General features: G+C 60.6%; 15 protein-coding genes. 9 read left to right on the top strand and 6 right to left on the bottom strand.

Annotation, left to right across the window (positions count from 1 at the left end; translation table 11 throughout):
* Positions 1 to 121: 121 nt before the first annotated feature.
* Entirely contained in the window at positions 122 to 1,126 is a 1,005-nt protein-coding gene (locus NJC38_RS00340) for an NADP-dependent oxidoreductase (RefSeq protein ID WP_253110225.1), read from the top strand.
* A gap of 3 nt (positions 1,127 to 1,129) precedes the next feature.
* Here the strand turns inward: NJC38_RS00340 and pyrF are convergent, their stop codons facing one another.
* Positions 1,130 to 1,828 carry an orotidine-5'-phosphate decarboxylase gene (gene pyrF, locus NJC38_RS00335; protein ID WP_253110222.1) on the bottom strand — a complete coding sequence of 233 codons (699 nt, stop codon included), beginning with the start codon at positions 1,826 to 1,828 and terminating at the stop codon, positions 1,130 to 1,132.
* Positions 1,829 to 1,983: 155 nt separating this feature from the next.
* Between pyrF and NJC38_RS00330 the strand changes: the two genes are divergently transcribed.
* Positions 1,984 to 2,151 (top strand): DUF2897 family protein, encoded by a 168-nt coding sequence (locus NJC38_RS00330; protein ID WP_084710019.1) that lies wholly within the window; start codon positions 1,984 to 1,986, stop codon positions 2,149 to 2,151.
* 51 nt (positions 2,152 to 2,202) lie between these two features.
* Here the strand turns inward: NJC38_RS00330 and NJC38_RS00325 are convergent, their stop codons facing one another.
* Positions 2,203 to 3,015: a transporter substrate-binding domain-containing protein gene (locus NJC38_RS00325; protein WP_253111346.1), complete on the bottom strand. Its 813-nt coding sequence runs from the start codon at positions 3,013 to 3,015 to the stop codon at positions 2,203 to 2,205.
* A 292-nt stretch (positions 3,016 to 3,307) separates the two neighbouring features.
* Between NJC38_RS00325 and NJC38_RS00320 the strand changes: the two genes are divergently transcribed.
* On the top strand, positions 3,308 to 3,850 hold the full coding sequence (locus NJC38_RS00320; RefSeq protein WP_045489888.1) for an exonuclease domain-containing protein: 543 nt from the start codon (positions 3,308 to 3,310) through the stop codon (positions 3,848 to 3,850).
* Between the two features lie 81 nt (positions 3,851 to 3,931).
* A complete protein-coding gene (locus NJC38_RS00315) occupies positions 3,932 to 4,213 on the top strand; it encodes a pyrimidine/purine nucleoside phosphorylase (protein ID WP_045489886.1) in 282 nt (93 codons plus the stop codon).
* Positions 4,214 to 4,286: 73 nt separating this feature from the next.
* On the opposite strand, the gene NJC38_RS00310 is transcribed toward NJC38_RS00315, so the two are convergent.
* The gene (locus NJC38_RS00310; RefSeq protein ID WP_253110203.1) at positions 4,287 to 6,053 is read right to left on the bottom strand and encodes an ABC transporter transmembrane domain-containing protein; all 1,767 of its coding nucleotides are present in this window, start codon (positions 6,051 to 6,053) and stop codon (positions 4,287 to 4,289) included.
* 215 nt (positions 6,054 to 6,268) lie between these two features.
* On the opposite strand from NJC38_RS00310, the gene NJC38_RS00305 reads away from it, so the two are divergent.
* On the top strand, positions 6,269 to 6,445 hold the full coding sequence (locus tag NJC38_RS00305; RefSeq protein WP_045489882.1) for a PA1571 family protein: 177 nt from the start codon (positions 6,269 to 6,271) through the stop codon (positions 6,443 to 6,445).
* Between the two features lie 53 nt (positions 6,446 to 6,498).
* On the opposite strand, the gene pdxB is transcribed toward NJC38_RS00305, so the two are convergent.
* The 3 genes from pdxB to rlmM are packed head-to-tail and all read right to left on the bottom strand — an operon-like array spanning position 6,499 to position 9,072.
* Positions 6,499 to 7,650 (bottom strand): 4-phosphoerythronate dehydrogenase PdxB, encoded by a 1,152-nt coding sequence (gene pdxB, locus NJC38_RS00300; RefSeq protein ID WP_253110200.1) that lies wholly within the window; start codon positions 7,648 to 7,650, stop codon positions 6,499 to 6,501.
* A gap of 48 nt (positions 7,651 to 7,698) precedes the next feature.
* Complete coding sequence (gene tusA / locus NJC38_RS00295) at positions 7,699 to 7,953, bottom strand: sulfurtransferase TusA (RefSeq protein WP_045489878.1); 255 nt, start codon at positions 7,951 to 7,953, stop codon at positions 7,699 to 7,701.
* A 54-nt stretch (positions 7,954 to 8,007) separates the two neighbouring features.
* Positions 8,008 to 9,072, bottom strand: coding sequence for a 23S rRNA (cytidine(2498)-2'-O)-methyltransferase RlmM (gene rlmM / locus NJC38_RS00290; RefSeq protein WP_253110197.1), 1,065 nt, complete (start codon positions 9,070 to 9,072; stop codon positions 8,008 to 8,010).
* 158 nt (positions 9,073 to 9,230) lie between these two features.
* Between rlmM and acnA the strand changes: the two genes are divergently transcribed.
* The 4 genes from acnA (at position 9,231) to NJC38_RS00270 (ending at position 15,502) form a co-directional block, all read left to right on the top strand.
* The gene (gene acnA, locus NJC38_RS00285) at positions 9,231 to 11,975 is read left to right on the top strand and encodes an aconitate hydratase AcnA (RefSeq protein WP_045489876.1); all 2,745 of its coding nucleotides are present in this window, start codon (positions 9,231 to 9,233) and stop codon (positions 11,973 to 11,975) included.
* Positions 11,976 to 12,079: 104 nt separating this feature from the next.
* Positions 12,080 to 12,865, top strand: coding sequence for a CPBP family intramembrane glutamic endopeptidase (locus NJC38_RS00280; RefSeq protein ID WP_253110194.1), 786 nt, complete (start codon positions 12,080 to 12,082; stop codon positions 12,863 to 12,865).
* Between the two features lie 111 nt (positions 12,866 to 12,976).
* Positions 12,977 to 14,542 (top strand): PAS domain-containing methyl-accepting chemotaxis protein, encoded by a 1,566-nt coding sequence (locus NJC38_RS00275; RefSeq protein WP_045489873.1) that lies wholly within the window; start codon positions 12,977 to 12,979, stop codon positions 14,540 to 14,542.
* Positions 14,543 to 15,172: 630 nt separating this feature from the next.
* Entirely contained in the window at positions 15,173 to 15,502 is a 330-nt protein-coding gene (locus tag NJC38_RS00270; protein WP_253110191.1) for a hypothetical protein, read from the top strand.
* Positions 15,503 to 15,709: the final 207 nt, after the last annotated feature.

Below are 15,709 nucleotides of genomic sequence, written 5' to 3'. Positions count from 1 at the left end.
GCCACGCCTGCGACTCAAGCGTGGTGATTGCGCCAGAACGCAGCACAGCAGCTCTTGGCATTTGCTCGCAGGCGCATCAGCGGCTTCAATGAATTTTCACTCTGTCGACCGAGCAACCACCATGACCCAGCCGACCAACCGCCGCTTTGTACTTGCCAAACGCCCTGTCGGCCCGGTAACCCGGGACGACTTCCACTTCGAGCAGGCTCCGCTTGCAGAGCTTGAAGAAGGCCAGATCCTGGTGCGTAACCACTACCTGTCACTGGACCCGGCTATGCGCGGCTGGATGAACGAGGGCAAGTCCTATATCGAGCCTGTGGGCCTGGGCGAGGTAATGCGCGCGCTGGGCGTCGGTGAGGTGCTGGCCTCGCAACACCCGCGCTTTGCGGTGGGCGATCATGTGCAAGGGGCACTGGGCGTACAAGACTACTTTCTCGGGGCGCCCAAAGGCTTCTACAGCATCGACCCGCAATTGGCGCCCCTGCCGCGCTACCTTTCGGCACTGGGCATGACCGGCATGACCGCGTACTTCGCCTTGCTGGAGGTCGGCCAGCCACAAATGGGCGAGACCGTGGTGATCTCCGGTGCGGCCGGTGCGGTGGGCAGCATTGCCGGGCAGATCGCCAAAATCAAAGGCTGCCGGGTCGTGGGCATCGCTGGCGGCGCTGAAAAATGCGCCTGGCTGGTCGACGAACTGGGCTTCGACGCAGCCATCGACTACAAAAACGAAGACATCCCGGCAGCCCTGAAACGCGAGTGTCCCAACGATGTGAACGTGTTTTTCGATAATGTCGGCGGCGAGATTCTCGATCACGTGCTGGCGCGTCTGGCGCCCAAGGCCCGAGTGGTGATCTGCGGCGCTATCAGCCAGTACAACAACACCACGGCGATCAAAGGCCCGGCCAACTACCTGTCGCTGCTGGTCAACCGCGCGCGCATGGAGGGCTTCGTGGTACTGGACTACGCGGCACGCTATCCCGAAGCCAGCCGGGAGATGGCTGGCTGGATGGCCGAGGGCCGCCTGAGCAGCCGCGAGGATGTGGTCGAAGGACTGGAAACCTTTCCCGACACCCTGCTCAAGCTGTTCAGCGGCGAGAACTTCGGCAAACTGGTGCTGAAGATCTGAACCTCAAGCCAGCTCTGCAACCACTGCGGCCAGCGCCTGGGCCGGATCGGCGGCCTGACTGATCGGACGGCCGATCACCAGGTAATCGGAACCGGCTTGCAGCGCCTGGCGCGGCGTCAGGATGCGGCGTTGATCGTCCTGGGCGCTGCCGGCCGGGCGAATGCCGGGGGTCACCAGTTGCAGCGCCGGATGCACCGCCTTGAGTGCGCGGGCTTCCTGGGCCGAGCACACCAGACCGTCCATGCCAGCCTTTTCGGCCAGGGCCGCCAGACGCAGAACCTGCTCCTGCGGATCGATATCCAGACCGATACCGGCCAGGTCTTCACGCTCCATACTGGTCAGTACGGTCACCCCGATCAGCAACGGCTGCGGGCCGCTGCGCTGGTCAAGGACCTCGCGGCAAGCCTGCATCATGCGCAAACCACCGGAACAGTGTACGTTGACCATCCATACGCCCATTTCTGCTGCGGCCTTGACCGCCATGGCGGTGGTGTTGGGGATGTCGTGGAATTTCAGGTCGAGAAATACTTCGAAGCCGCGCTCGCACAGGCTGGCGACGATGCCCGAGGCGCTGCTGGTGAACAGTTCTTTGCCGACTTTGACCCGGCATAGCTTAGGATCGAGCTGATCGGCGAGGCGCAGCGCTGCCTCACGGGTCGGGAAATCCAGGGCAACAATGACAGGGGACTGGCAAACGGACATGAGCGGGTTCTCAGGTAAGTCGAAATCGGCGCGCATTGTAGCCGATCCGCTCGCCCCACGGGGCATTGGCTGCACGACCGGCGCAAGGGTTAACGCACTGGAACCAATAGCCTCAGCAACATCTCAAACGAGTATCAGCAAAAGGAGTGCACGCTATGCCCTGGTATGCCTGGTTGATCCTGATCATCGCGATCGGTTCTATTGTCGGCGGATTGCTATTGTTGCGTGACACTGCGCACAAACTGCCCCTGACCGAAGAGCAGCTCAAGCGCGTCCATGAACGCAATGCCGAAATGGATGCCAAGGAAGCCAAAGACCGCTAACCCAGTACTGTTCAGTCAGGCCGGTGGGAGCAGCCCGACAACTCACAGTATCTACTGCAAATGTGCCGCCGCGTTCGCTGACAAGCCCAGCGGGGCTTTCGAACGGGCGGCACTGACCTGCCGAATGTCATAGGGGCTGAAAATCTGCTTCATCTGCCCGCTGTCATGCAACAGGCGCAGCAGTCGGGTCAGTTCGGCACCACTGATAGGGCTGCCGGGCTGTATCAGTGCATAGTGACGATAGACTTGATCCACGCGCTCTGAAATCAGTAATTCATCGGCATTCACCACCCCACGCAGTGCCGCGTCACGCAAAAATGACCGGGTCATCGGGGCAATATCCACCCGCCCCCGGTTGAGCATCAACAGGTTGCTCTCATGCGAGTAGGTAAGTGTCACCTTGAAATGGGCCGTCAGGTAATCGGGGCTGGCATTAAACTGGGCAAACGCATAGTGATAGCCGTTGAACAGCGCCAGATGCTTGCCAGATAGCTCATTAAAGTAGTCCTGCCCACGCCCCGGCAGCTGGCGCGCAACAAACACTTCTTCGTCTTCCAGGCCCAGGTCCACCGCGGTATGTGCAATGTCGCGCCAGCCCCATTGCGGGTTCTCAAATATCGCCAGGTCCACGCGCCCTTGGGCAAAGTCGCGAAAGCGACGGGTGACCGAGGTCGGGACCATCACAAAATTGTACGTGGACTGGCTACGGTTGAGGCTGGCCAGCAGTTGCGGGAGCAACCCTTGCTGATCGCTTTTCTCGGGGCGCACGACATAGGGCGGAAAATGCGCAGCGCCGACCCTGACCAACTGAGCAGCGCCAGCATGATCTGCGGCTGTCAGCAAGACTCCTGCTGCCAGGAACATCAACGGGCGAGATAAAGTCATCATGGAACGCGTACAGTGACAAATTGCCACACGCTATGCGGTTTTATCCGTTTACACAACAAGGTCATGTACAACCAGCACGCTCCTGACGCTTCGCCTATGCTGCCCGACGCATCAATGCCCCGGCATAATTCAGACCAATGATCGTCCAGCCTGGCACATTTAATGGTGTTCGCGGTCGATGTAGAACCTCCTTGCGCATACCGGGGCGAACATGACTACGCTGGAGGCTGTTGTCTGTATATCGAAACCGTTGGATGGGAGCTAGAGCATGCCGCATTGGCTGGTGATTGACCTGGAGGCCACCACCGAGGAAGGCGGTTGGCCGGTCGCGGAAATGGAGATCATCGAAATCGGTGCCACCCTGGTGAATCAGTATGGGCGGGAGCTGGACCACTTCGAACGGTTTGTGCGTCCGGCGCGCCGACCGCTGCTGACCCACTTCTGCCGCGAGCTGACGCATATCAGCCAGCACGATATCGACAGCGCCGAGCCGCTGGAGAGTGTCTGGCCGCAGTTCGAACGCTGGCTGAGCCATCATCAGGCGCGGGTGGTGGGCTGGGCCAGTTGGGGTGATTACGATCATCGCCAGTTGCAACAGGAATGGCGCAGCCATCAACTCGATAGCGCCTTGCACGAATTACCCTACGTCAATCTGAAAGACCGTTTTGCCCAGGCCCGCCAGCTGCAGCGCCCGGTCGGGCTCAATAACGCCCTGCAACTGGCCGGCATGCATTTCAGCGGCCAGCAACACCGGGCCCTGGTCGATGCACGCAATACTGCGCGTCTTCTGCCCTTGATACTGCCCAACTGACGCCCGCCTGATAAGAGTGACGCAGGCAAACGGCTTGGGCATACTGAGCGGCCATTTTTCAGCCTTTTCCAAGGATTCACCATGTTCAAGGTCAACGAGTATTTCGACGGCACCGTCAAGTCCATTGCATTCGCTCAGGCTGAAGGTCCGGCTACCATTGGCGTGATGGCCAAGGGCGAATATGAGTTCGGTACCGCACAGGCCGAAATCATGCACGTCATCTCTGGCGAGCTGATCGTCAAGCTGCCGGGTAGCGAACAGTGGCAGACCTTTGCCTCGGGCAGCCTGTTCAACGTACCGGCCAACAGTAAGTTCCAGTTGAAGGTCAGCGTCGACACCGCTTACCTGTGTGAATACCGCTGATTGAATGCCGCTCAGGACCGGTCAGGCTGCTTGACGGCTCATGCGGCTCGCGCCCGGCCGGTCCTGCCCCCAACTACCCCTCCACATTGAATTGCAACGCCGCCAGCCGTGCATACAGCGGGTTGCTGGCGATCAGTTCGCGATGCGTGCCTACCGCGACCAACTGCCCCTGATCCAGCACCGCGATGCGGTCGGCGTTTTGTACGGTCGACAGGCGGTGGGCGATGACCAGCGTGGTACGGCCCTGCATCAGGCCGGGCAGAGCCTGCTGAATCAAGTGTTCGCTTTGCGCATCCAGGGCACTGGTGGCTTCGTCGAGCAGCAGGATTGGCGCATCGACCAGCAGCGCACGGGCAATCGCCAGACGTTGCCGCTGCCCGCCTGACAGTCCCAAACCACCTTCACCCAAGTGGGTACCATAGCCCTCCGGCATCTGCTGGATAAACTCATGGGCGTGGGCCATTCGCGCCGCAGCTTCAACCTGCTCGTCCGTGGCATCGGGGCGGCCATAACGAATGTTGTCTGCAACACTGCCGAAAAACAGTGCCGGAGCTTGCGCGACGATGGCAAAGCTGCGGCGCAGCTCGTGCAAATCCAGTTGCCGCACAGGCACGCCTTCGATACGGACTTCACCCTGCTGCGGGTCGTAGAAGCGCAACAGCAGATCGAACAGCGTCGACTTGCCAGCCCCGGAGGGACCAACCAGCGCCAGCGTTTCTCCGGCCTCGATCTCCAGGCTCAGGCCCTTGAGCACTGGATGCTCGGGCCGCGACGGATAGCTGAAGCCGACATTGTCCAACGCCAGGCGACCGCTGACCCGCCCCGGCAAGGCCTGCATCTGGGGGGCGGGGGCAACAATTTCACTGCGTGCCTGCAATAGCTCGGCAATCCGTTGCGCGGCCCCGGCAGCACGTTGCAACTCGCCAATCACTTCACTGATCGTTCCAAATGAGGTGCCGACCACCAAGGCATAGAACACAAAGGCGGCCAGCTCACCGTGGGTAATGCGCCCTTCTATGACGTCCATGCCGCCAACCCGGAGCATGACCGCCACCGCGCCCAACACCAGCACGATCACCAGCGTAATCAGCCAGGCTCGTTGCAAGATGTGCCGACGCGCGATATCGAACGCCTGCTCCACCGTCCCGCTGAAGCGCTGCCGGTCCTGGGCCTGATGGTTGTAGGCCTGCACGGTCTTGATCTGACCCAGCGTCTCGGCCACGTAGCTGCCGACATCCGCGACCCGATCCTGATTGAGCCGTGACAGGCGCCGAACCCGCCGGCCGAAAATCAGGATTGGCGTCAACACCAAGGGCAGGGAAACCACCACGATACTGGTCAAGCGCGGGTTGGTGACGAACAGCAACACAATGCCGCCAATGACCATCAAGGCGCTGCGCAAAAACATTGACAGCGATGAACCGACCACTGACTGCAACAAGGCGGTATCGGCGGTCAGCCGCGACTGTATTTCCGAGCCGCGATTGTGCTCGTAAAACCCCGGATGCAGGTCGATCAGGTGCTCGAACACCGCCTTGCGCACATCGGCGACCACCCGCTCGCCGATCCACGAGACCAGATAAAAACGCACGAACGTACCGACCGCCAGCCCCAGCGTCAGCAGCAAAAACAAACCAATGGACTGGTTCAGCAGTTCGGTCGAGCGGGTCATGAAGCCCTGATCGACCAGCAAACGGATGCCCTGCCCCATCGACAGGGTAATCCCTGCCGTGACCAGCAGTGCCAATAGCGCCGCCCCGACCCGCCAGCGATAAGGAGAAATAAAGCGCCACACCAGGCTCAGGGACTGAGCCGGATTACCGCGTAACACTGAAACCATGAACTTTGGCCACCTGTTAAGCTCACACAATAGGCGCAGGCTACACACCTTGTGACGGCGAGTCTGCCCGCAAGCGCTGTGTTCGCTGGTCACTGACTGGAGATTTACGCAAACCTCTGCTGCAATCAGGCATCGGCCCAACGGTGGGCGGATGTCATGGCGCAGTCACAGAGCATGGCTAGTTTGAACGGCTACACCTGATAAGGAGAAGGATCATGAGCTTGCAAGACAACAGCAACCAGGTCGAAGTCATTCGTTCCACTCCGAGCCTGCCGGTCGGCGGGGCAGTATTGGATGAGCACGGCAAAGAAGTGCTGATTACCGAAGCGATGGTGCAGCAGGCCTGTCAGGAATGCGACAAGCACTGGATCACTCCTGACAAACAGGAATAACCACCGCTCAAAAAAAGCCCGACTTTTCAGTCGGGCTTTTTTTTGCCTGCTGGTCAGAGCAGCGTGGCACCCAGTGCCTTGACCATCTGCTGCAACAGCTGAGCATGAGCGCCCTGCCCTTGCAGCCGGACCTGCAACGCATCGATCTCACGGCGCGGCGGGTAGTGCTTGCGCAGCGCATCGAATGCCAGGCGCTGGCTATCGGTGCCGCCTTCCAGAGTGCGCCGAAAATCCGCATCGTCGCGGCGCGGGTCATAAACCCCCCGGCACAGCATGGCCAGCGCCCAGGCCGGGTCCGTTTCGGCATCCAGACCAACCTGGGCCAGCCATGGGCGAGGCAGCAGGTCTTGCAGTTCAATGCTGGCCGGCTGACCGAGAAACGCGCACAGCGCCTGATAGATCTGTGCGGTGCCGCGCTGCCGGCCATCAAGGCTGTAACCGGCGATGTGTGGGGTCGCCAGTGTACACAGCTCGGCCAGCGCAACATGCACCTGCGGCTCACCTTCCCAGACATCCAGCACCGCCTGCAGGTCATCGCGGGCAAGCAGCACATCGTGCAGCGCCTGGTTATCCACCACCGCACCGCGACTGGCATTGATCAGCCAGGCGCCTGGACGCAGGTTTTGCAAGCGCTGGCGGTCGAACAGGTGCCAGCTCGGATGGTCCCCGCCACGCTCCAGCGGGGTATGCACGCTGATGACGTCGCACCGGCGGATGATCTCTTCAAGGCTGACAAAGTCGCCACCTTCGGCCTTTTGCCGAGGCGGGTCACACACCAGCACGTTCCAGCCCAGGCCACGCAGGACGCTGACCAGCCGCCCGCCCACCTGGCCGGCGCCGACCACGCCGTAGGTGCGGCCGGGCAACTCGACGCCTTCGATTTCCGCCAGGGTCAGCAGGCTGCCCAGCACATAGTCCACCACGCCACGGGCATTGCAGCCCGGCGCGCTGGCCCACTGAATGCCGGCCTCGGCAAAGTAACCAAGCTCCAGGTGATCAGTGCCGATCGTGCAGGTGCCGACAAATCGCACCGGGCTGCCTTCAAGCAAGGCGCGGTCGACCTGGGTCACCGAACGCACCAGCAGGATATCGGCATCCGCCACCGCCGCACGGTCGATGGCCCGGCCGGGCAGGCGGCGAATGCTGCCAAGCCCGGCGAAGAAGGCGTCAAGCAGCGGGATATTTTCGTCAGCAACGATCTGCATGGGATGCTCCGCAATCGGGAATAAAATGATAAGCCGCCGTTATGACCGTCAATCGGCTTTCTTGCGGATCCAGTACAGGTAAGTGCTGCCAGCCACCTGCTGCTCGATCAGTTCGTGGCCCAGAAACACACAAAACTTGGGAATGTCACGCTGGGTCGAGGGGTCGGTGGCGATCACCTTGAGCAAACCGCCGGCAGCCAGGTCACGGACCTTTTGGTGCAGCATCATCACCGGCTCGGGACAATTGAGGCCGCTCGCGTCCAGGGTGGCGTCGGCAGCAAGGTTTTCAACGGGTTCAGACATGGATGACTCCACAAACGAGCAAATAGTGTCGGGATGCTTCAGCTATCGGATCGCTCAAGAGCGAACCAGATCCAGCCGACGCAAATGGCAGGTCACTTCCTCGCGGTCGTGATACAGCTGCTTGCAGCCGATCGAAACCCTCACCCCGCGCGCCTTGAAACCCTCTTCAATGCGATCGAGCAGGCGCCGCACCTCAGCGTAGCGCTGTTTCATCGGCAACTTGAGATTGACCACCGCTTCACGGCACAACCCCTCGCCCAGCCAGGTTTCCAGCAGCGCTGCGCTGCGCGCCGGCTTTTCGACGATATCGCAGACCATCCAGTCGACGGTCTGGCGCGGCTTCCAGGTAAAACCGTCGGTCATCAGGTGCTGCACCAGGCCGGTGTCCATCAGGCTTTCGGCCATCGGGCCGTTGTCGATGGCGGTGACCAGCATGCCGCGACGCACCAGTTGATAGGTCCAGCCACCGGGTGCTGCGCCCAGGTCGACACCGGTCATGTCATCAGACAGCCGCTGCTCCCATTGGTCGCGCGGGATGAAGTGGTGCCAGGCCTCTTCGAGCTTGAGGGTCGAGCGGCTGGGCGCCTCGCGGGGAAACTTCAGGCGCGGGATGCCCATCGGCCACATGGCGCTGTTAGCGGCCTCAGCCAGCCCCAGAAACACCTCGCGACCACTCTTGAACGTCAGCAGCAGGCGCGGCAGGCTGGCGTCGTCGCGCAGCTTGCCAGCCTTGCTCAAGGCTTTGCGCAGCGGCACTTCGAACTTGCGGCAGAAGGTCGACAGCTCTTTACCGTCATTGGTGTCCAGCACCTCCAGCCACAGGCTGCCGCACACCGGCCACTCCTGCAGATGCTCCAGCAGCACGCTGATGCGGTCGGTCTCCGGTAACTCGACAAACGAACCCCGCGCCCACTGACGCGGGAAGATCAGCCGGTCAAAGCGCTGGCCTTGCATCAGCCTCGCAGCGCCGTCGGGCTCCAGGCAAATGAACTGCGCGCAAGCACTGTCAGGTTTGGCCTTGGCGTAACCGGCCACATTCAAGCGGGCTGCGACATCGGATATCTCCGAACAGACTTCGCCCTCGAAACCCGGCCGGCAATGCATAAACAGCGTATTCACGGGCAACTCCCAGCCTGCGCAATCAAAGCCGCGCATGATAGCTGAAAAGCTGAACCTCTGACGTGCCGCGTGGGTCCACAACAACAGTAGCGCTTGAGCCAGACCTGTCACAAAAGCTCGCCTGCCACCGTTCGCTTACCGTTTGAAGGAGTCGTTAAATGCCCTCCCTGGATAGCCTGAAAAGCCACAAGACCCTGGACCTTCATAACAAGACCTACCACTACTTCAGCCTGCCCGATGCCGCGCGCACCCTGGGTGATCTGGACAAGCTGCCCATGTCGCTCAAAGTGCTGCTGGAAAACCTGCTGCGCTGGGAAGACGGCCAGACTGTCAGCGGCGAGGACTTCCAGGCGCTGGCCGACTGGCTCAAAGAACGCCGCTCGGATCGGGAAATTCAGTACCGCCCGGCCCGGGTCCTGATGCAGGACTTCACCGGCGTGCCGGCGGTGGTCGACCTGGCCGCGATGCGCGCAGCAGTGGCCAAGGCCGGGGGCGACCCACAGCGGATCAACCCGCTGTCGCCAGTGGATCTGGTGATCGACCACTCAGTGATGGTCGACACCTATGCCTCGGACGACGCATTCAAGCAGAACGTCGACATCGAGATGCAGCGCAATGGCGAACGCTATGCGTTCTTGCGCTGGGGCCAGGACGCGTTCGACAACTTCAGTGTGGTGCCGCCGGGCACGGGTATTTGCCATCAGGTCAACCTTGAATACCTGGGCCGCACGGTGTGGACCAACGAACAAGACGGCCACACTTACGCATTCCCTGACACGCTGGTGGGCACGGACTCACACACCACCATGATCAACGGCCTGGGGGTGCTGGGCTGGGGCGTCGGCGGTATCGAGGCGGAAGCGGCAATGCTGGGCCAACCGGTGTCGATGCTGATTCCTGAAGTGATTGGCTTCAAGCTGACCGGCAAACTCAAGGAAGGCATCACCGCCACCGACCTGGTGCTGACCGTGACCCAGATGCTGCGGAAAAAGGGCGTGGTGGGCAAATTTGTCGAGTTCTACGGCGACGGCCTGGCTGAACTGCCGCTGGCGGATCGCGCCACTATCGCCAACATGGCCCCGGAATACGGCGCCACCTGCGGCTTCTTCCCGGTTGACGAGGTCACTCTGGAATACCTGCGCCTGTCGGGCCGCCCTGCCGAGACGGTCGAACTGGTAGAAGCCTATTGCAAGGCTCAGGGCCTGTGGCGCCTGCCAGGCCAAGAGCCGCTGTTCACCGACACCCTGGCGCTGGACATGGGTGAAGTACAGTCCAGCCTGGCCGGGCCGAAACGCCCGCAAGACCGGGTTGCACTGGCCGATGTTGCCCAGGCTTTCGATGATTTTCTCGGCCTGCAACTCAAGCCGGCCCAGGTCGAAGAAAGCCGTCTGGAAAGCGAAGGCGGCGGTGGCGTGGCAGTGGGCAATGCCGAACAACTGACCGGTGAAGCCGAATACCAGCACAACGGCCAGAGCTATCGTCTGAAAAACGGCGCGGTGGTAATCGCGGCGATTACCTCGTGTACCAACACCTCCAACCCCAGCGTGATGATGGCCGCCGGGTTACTGGCGAAAAAAGCCGTGGAGAAGGGCCTGCAACGCAAGCCATGGGTAAAAAGCTCGCTGGCGCCAGGTTCCAAGGTGGTCACCGACTACTATAACGCCGCCGGGCTGACCCGTTACCTGGACGAACTGGGCTTCGACCTGGTCGGCTATGGCTGCACCACCTGCATCGGCAACTCAGGTCCGCTGCTCGAACCGATTGAAAATGCTATCCAGCGCTCCGACCTCACGGTGGCGTCGGTGCTGTCAGGCAACCGTAACTTCGAAGGCCGTGTGCATCCGCTGGTCAAAACCAATTGGCTGGCCTCCCCGCCGTTGGTGGTCGCCTACGCGCTGGCCGGTAACGTGCGCGTTGACCTCAGCCGCGATCCGCTGGGTGAAGGCAGCGATGGCCAGCCGGTCTACCTGCGCGATATCTGGCCCAGCCAGCAGGAAATCGCCGAGGCCGTGCAACAGGTCGACACTGCCATGTTCCACAAGGAATACGCCCAGGTCTTCGAGGGCGACGCGCAATGGCAAGCGATCGAGGTGCCGCAGGCCGCGACGTATGTCTGGCAGGCCGACTCGACCTACATCCAGCACCCGCCGTTTTTCGAGGGTATCGATGGCCCTCTGCCGGTGATTGAAGACATCCAGAACGCACGCATCCTGGCCTTGCTGGGCGACTCGGTCACCACCGACCATATTTCGCCGGCCGGTAACATCAAGGCCGACAGCCCGGCAGGCCGTTACCTGCGCGAGCAAGGCGTGGAACCGGTGGATTTCAACTCCTACGGCTCAAGGCGCGGCAACCATGAAGTCATGATGCGCGGCACCTTCGCCAATATCCGCATTCGTAACGAAATGCTGGGCGGCGAAGAAGGCGGCTATACCCTGCATATCCCTACCGACGAGAAGCTGCCGATTTTCGATGCCTCAATGCGCTATCAGCAGGAAGGCACGCCACTGGTGATCGTTGCCGGTCAGGAATACGGCACCGGCTCCAGCCGTGACTGGGCAGCAAAGGGCACCAACCTGCTGGGGGTCAAGGCGGTGATCGCCGAGAGTTTCGAGCGAATCCACCGCTCCAATCTGGTCGGCATGGGCGTCTTGCCGTTGCAGTTCAAAGCGCCACACACCCGCAAGAGCCTGGGCCTGACCGGCCGGGAAACCCTGAGCCTGACCGGTTTGAGCCAGGCTGAGCTGCGCCCCGGCATGAGCCTGACGCTGCACATCCGCTTCGAAGACGGTCGTCAGCAAGAAATCGAATTGCTATGCCGGATCGATACCCTCAATGAAGTCGAGTACTTCAAATCCGGTGGCATTCTGCATTACGTGCTGCGCCAGTTGATCGCTGCCTGACCGCTCTGCCCGCCGTCCACCAAAAAGGGCGGCGGGCAGCAAACTCTCACCCGCTCATGCACCCGTCTCAGTAGAATCGCCCGCTTGATCTGCGGGAGATTCTGATGAGCATTACGCGCTGGGTGGCCCTGGCTTTGCTGGGCCTCGGGTATGGCATCGCCCTGAGTCACGGCGCACTGCAAGCGCCAGCGCTGCTCGCCTTCGGGCTGCTGGTGTTGGCCGCCATGGCAGTGCGCCACACAAACCCGCCATGGCTGCGCTGGCTAGGTCATGTGCTGTTTATTGTCACCGGCCTGGCGCTGGCGTTGCATGGGCTACCGGGCTTCGATAATGCGCCGATCATGGAATACAGCCGCTCCAGCCCGGATGCAGCACCCTTTATCAGCAACCTGAACCTGGACAAGCCGCTGATCGGCCTGTGGCTGCTGTTGGCCTGCCCGTGGATCTTGCACGGCCAGAGCAGGGCCTACCGCCAAGCAGCGGTCGTCGTCATTGCAACCATCAGCCTGACTCTGGCCCTGGCCTGCATGGCCGGCCTGACCACATGGGCGCCGAAGTGGCCGCCCTACGCCATGCTCTGGCTGCTCAACAACCTGCTGTTGGTGACCCTGACGGAAGAATTGCTGTTTCGTGGCTACATTCAGGGCGCGCTGCAACATTACTGTCATCATCGGCGACTGCAGGGCATACTGCCAGTAGGCATTACCGCCTCATTGTTTGGCCTGGCCCATATCGGCGGTGGCTGGCTTTGGGCAGTGCTGGCCGGTTTGGCCGGCGTCGGTTATGGACTGGCCTGGCGCTATGGAGGGCTCTGGGCTGCGGTGTTGGCCCACTTTGGCCTGAACCTGGTGCATTTCTGCCTGTTTGCCTACCCAATGCTGGCACCTTGAGTATTGATCGCTGACAAGCATTGCGCTCATAAATGTGAACGACACCTCAATTTTTTATCGTCCCTGCCGATAACACGCCAAAGCCTATTGGATCGAAGGATCGAACAGCCCATGCGCAACAATCAGCCCATCACCCAACGTGAGCGGACATTCGCAGCACAACAGCGGTTGATTTCCACGACCGATACCAAAGGCGTGATCACTTACTGCAATGAAGCGTTTCAGCAGATCAGCGGCTTCAGCCAGGATGAACTGCTCAGGGCGCCGCACAATCTGGTCCGCCATCCCGATGTTCCGCAAGCCGTCTTCGAACACATGTGGAGCACCCTGAAAAAGGGCCTGCCGTGGATGGGGATCGTCAAGAACCGGTGCAAGAATGGCGACCACTATTGGGTCAACGCCTACGTAACGCCGATTCTGGACGGCGGCAAGGTTGTCGGTTACGAGTCAGTGCGGGTCAAACCGACTGCCGAACAGGTACGCCGCGCCGAGGCCCTGTATGCCCGCCTCAATGCCGGCAAGTCGGCGTTGCCCAAACGCGATACCTGGCTGCCGGTGCTACAGGACTGGCTGCCATTTATCATGGTCAGCCAGATCGGCTTCTTGATCGGCATCTGGCTCAACTCCTGGTGGGGCTTCATCCTCGCCGCCACCCTGTCGGTCCCGCTGGGGCTGCTTGGCCTGAGCTGGCAGCAGCGCGGTATCAAGCGTCTGTTGCGGCTGGCTGAACAGACCACCTCTGACGCCCTGATCGCGCAGATGTACACCGACAGCCGCGGTGCGCAGGCACGTCTGGAAATGTCGATCCTCAGCCAGGACGCACGCCTGAAAACCTGCCTGACCCGTCTGCAGGACACCGCCGAGCACCTGAACACCCAAGCGCGGCAGTCCAACGATCTGGCCAACGCCAGCTCTGTCGGCCTGGAACGCCAGCGCGTCGAAACCGAGCAAGTGGCCGCCGCCATTAACGAAATGGCCGCGACCACCCAGCAGGTGGCCGGGCATGTGCAAAACACCGCCGACGCCACCCAGCAGGCCAACGCTCTGACCCGCCGGGGTCGCGACATCGCCGGGGAAACCCGCGAAGCGATTGAGCGCCTGTCGGCGTCGGTGGGCGAGACCGGCCTGACCGTCACCCAACTGGCCAAGGACAGCGATGAAATTGGCGGCGTGGTCGATGTGATCAAAGGCATCGCCGACCAGACCAACCTGCTGGCCCTCAACGCGGCTATCGAAGCGGCCCGCGCCGGTGAAATGGGCCGTGGTTTTGCCGTGGTCGCCGATGAGGTCCGGCAATTGGCGCAACGCACCAGCGAATCCACCGGGCAGATCCACAGCCTGATCGCCAAGCTGCAGCAAACCGCCAACAACGCCGTGCAAACCATGAACGCCGGCCACCGCCAGGCTGAAGAAGGCGTAGCCCGGGTACTGGAAGCCGACCAGGCATTGGTGGGCATCAGCGAAGCAGTGGCCAACATCACCGACATGGCCACCCAGATCGCTGCAGCCACTGAACAGCAAAGCTCGGTGGCCGACGAGATCAGCCGCAATATCTCCAACATTGCCGACCTCGCCGACCAGACCTCCGACGGCGCCCAGCGCTCGGCAGTGCTCAGCGCCGAACTGACCCATACCGCCAACTCGCAATACTCGTTGGTAGAGCGTTTCAACCGCTAAGTCGCGCGTTTATAAAAACCCCGTCAGGTGCAGGCCTGACGGGGTTTTTTATTGGTTTTTGCTCAGGGTCCTGGCGGGACAGAACAGTAACTTATGGATAGAACAAAGTAGGCTCTTTCAATTAGAGCCAGTAGGAGATTTCTTAAATTTCTTATAAACAGGGAAAGTTCTCGCAGAGGTGTTGACAGAGGGATTACCACGCTATTAGGTAATTTACCAGGCAAGTCAATTGACCGCCGCATAAATCAAACCTTGCCTTAAGCAATTGCAAAGTCATGACCTTCTACGAACCCCACAGTGAGAGCACCTATGTACAACCAAAAAAACTTTCCACTCATGCCACCCACCGTCCCTGTAGCCGAAGCAGATGGACTTATCAAACTAATCGATCTGGCGCATGACCTTCTTGTCATGTGTCCTATCTGGCAAGAACCGAAACCAGGAGATATCTGTCAATTAATAGTCAACCATTCGCCAGTTGGAGTAGCGTTCCCCTTACCCGGTACGATTCCAGAAGACCCCATCAAACTGAAACTTCCCCTTGAGGCACTACAAGCAGAAGGTACTTACCGAGTCGGTTATCGTTTGACGGGCTATCCTAGCGGAGTCGCTATCGATTCTCCGACCGTAATGATCCGCATCGACCGAACCGCCCCCGGCGCCGCCCTGCTCGCCCCCATGATGTTCCGGCAGATCAATTTCGGCGACGCGCTGGCCGGCCATGTACCGGGCTACGCGCACATGGCTGCCGGTGACACGCTCATGACCCTGTGCAATGGCGTGCAGGGTCCGATCTATCAGGTCGGCAACGAAGACCTGGCCGAGCGAGCCATGCAGATCAGCTTCAGCCGTGATTTTCTGCAAAGCCTGCAGAGCCCTACCATCACCATGACCTATCAGGTCACCGACCGGGCCGGTAATCAATCCCGGCTGGCCAGCCCCGTCACTCTGTCCATGTAGCAATGAAACAAACGACAGGCCAGTCCGTTTGAGCACCAAAAAACTCATCCTGCACCTATTTGAGTGCAGGATGACTTGCAAAATGTTGAAGGATTTTTCTGATGATTTCAGGGGATTCGAGACACTGGGGATTATTCCTACTTATAAATAAGCAGCTCTGTAATCCTCTTCCTACCTACAGAGCCGTATGAAATTTCAGCACTTATT

This window comes from Pseudomonas sp. 21LCFQ010, from assembly GCF_024129905.1.
Classification (GTDB): domain Bacteria; phylum Pseudomonadota; class Gammaproteobacteria; order Pseudomonadales; family Pseudomonadaceae; genus Aquipseudomonas.
Note: the sequence above shows the minus strand (reverse complement) of the source record. Positions and strands in the feature narration are given on the sequence as shown.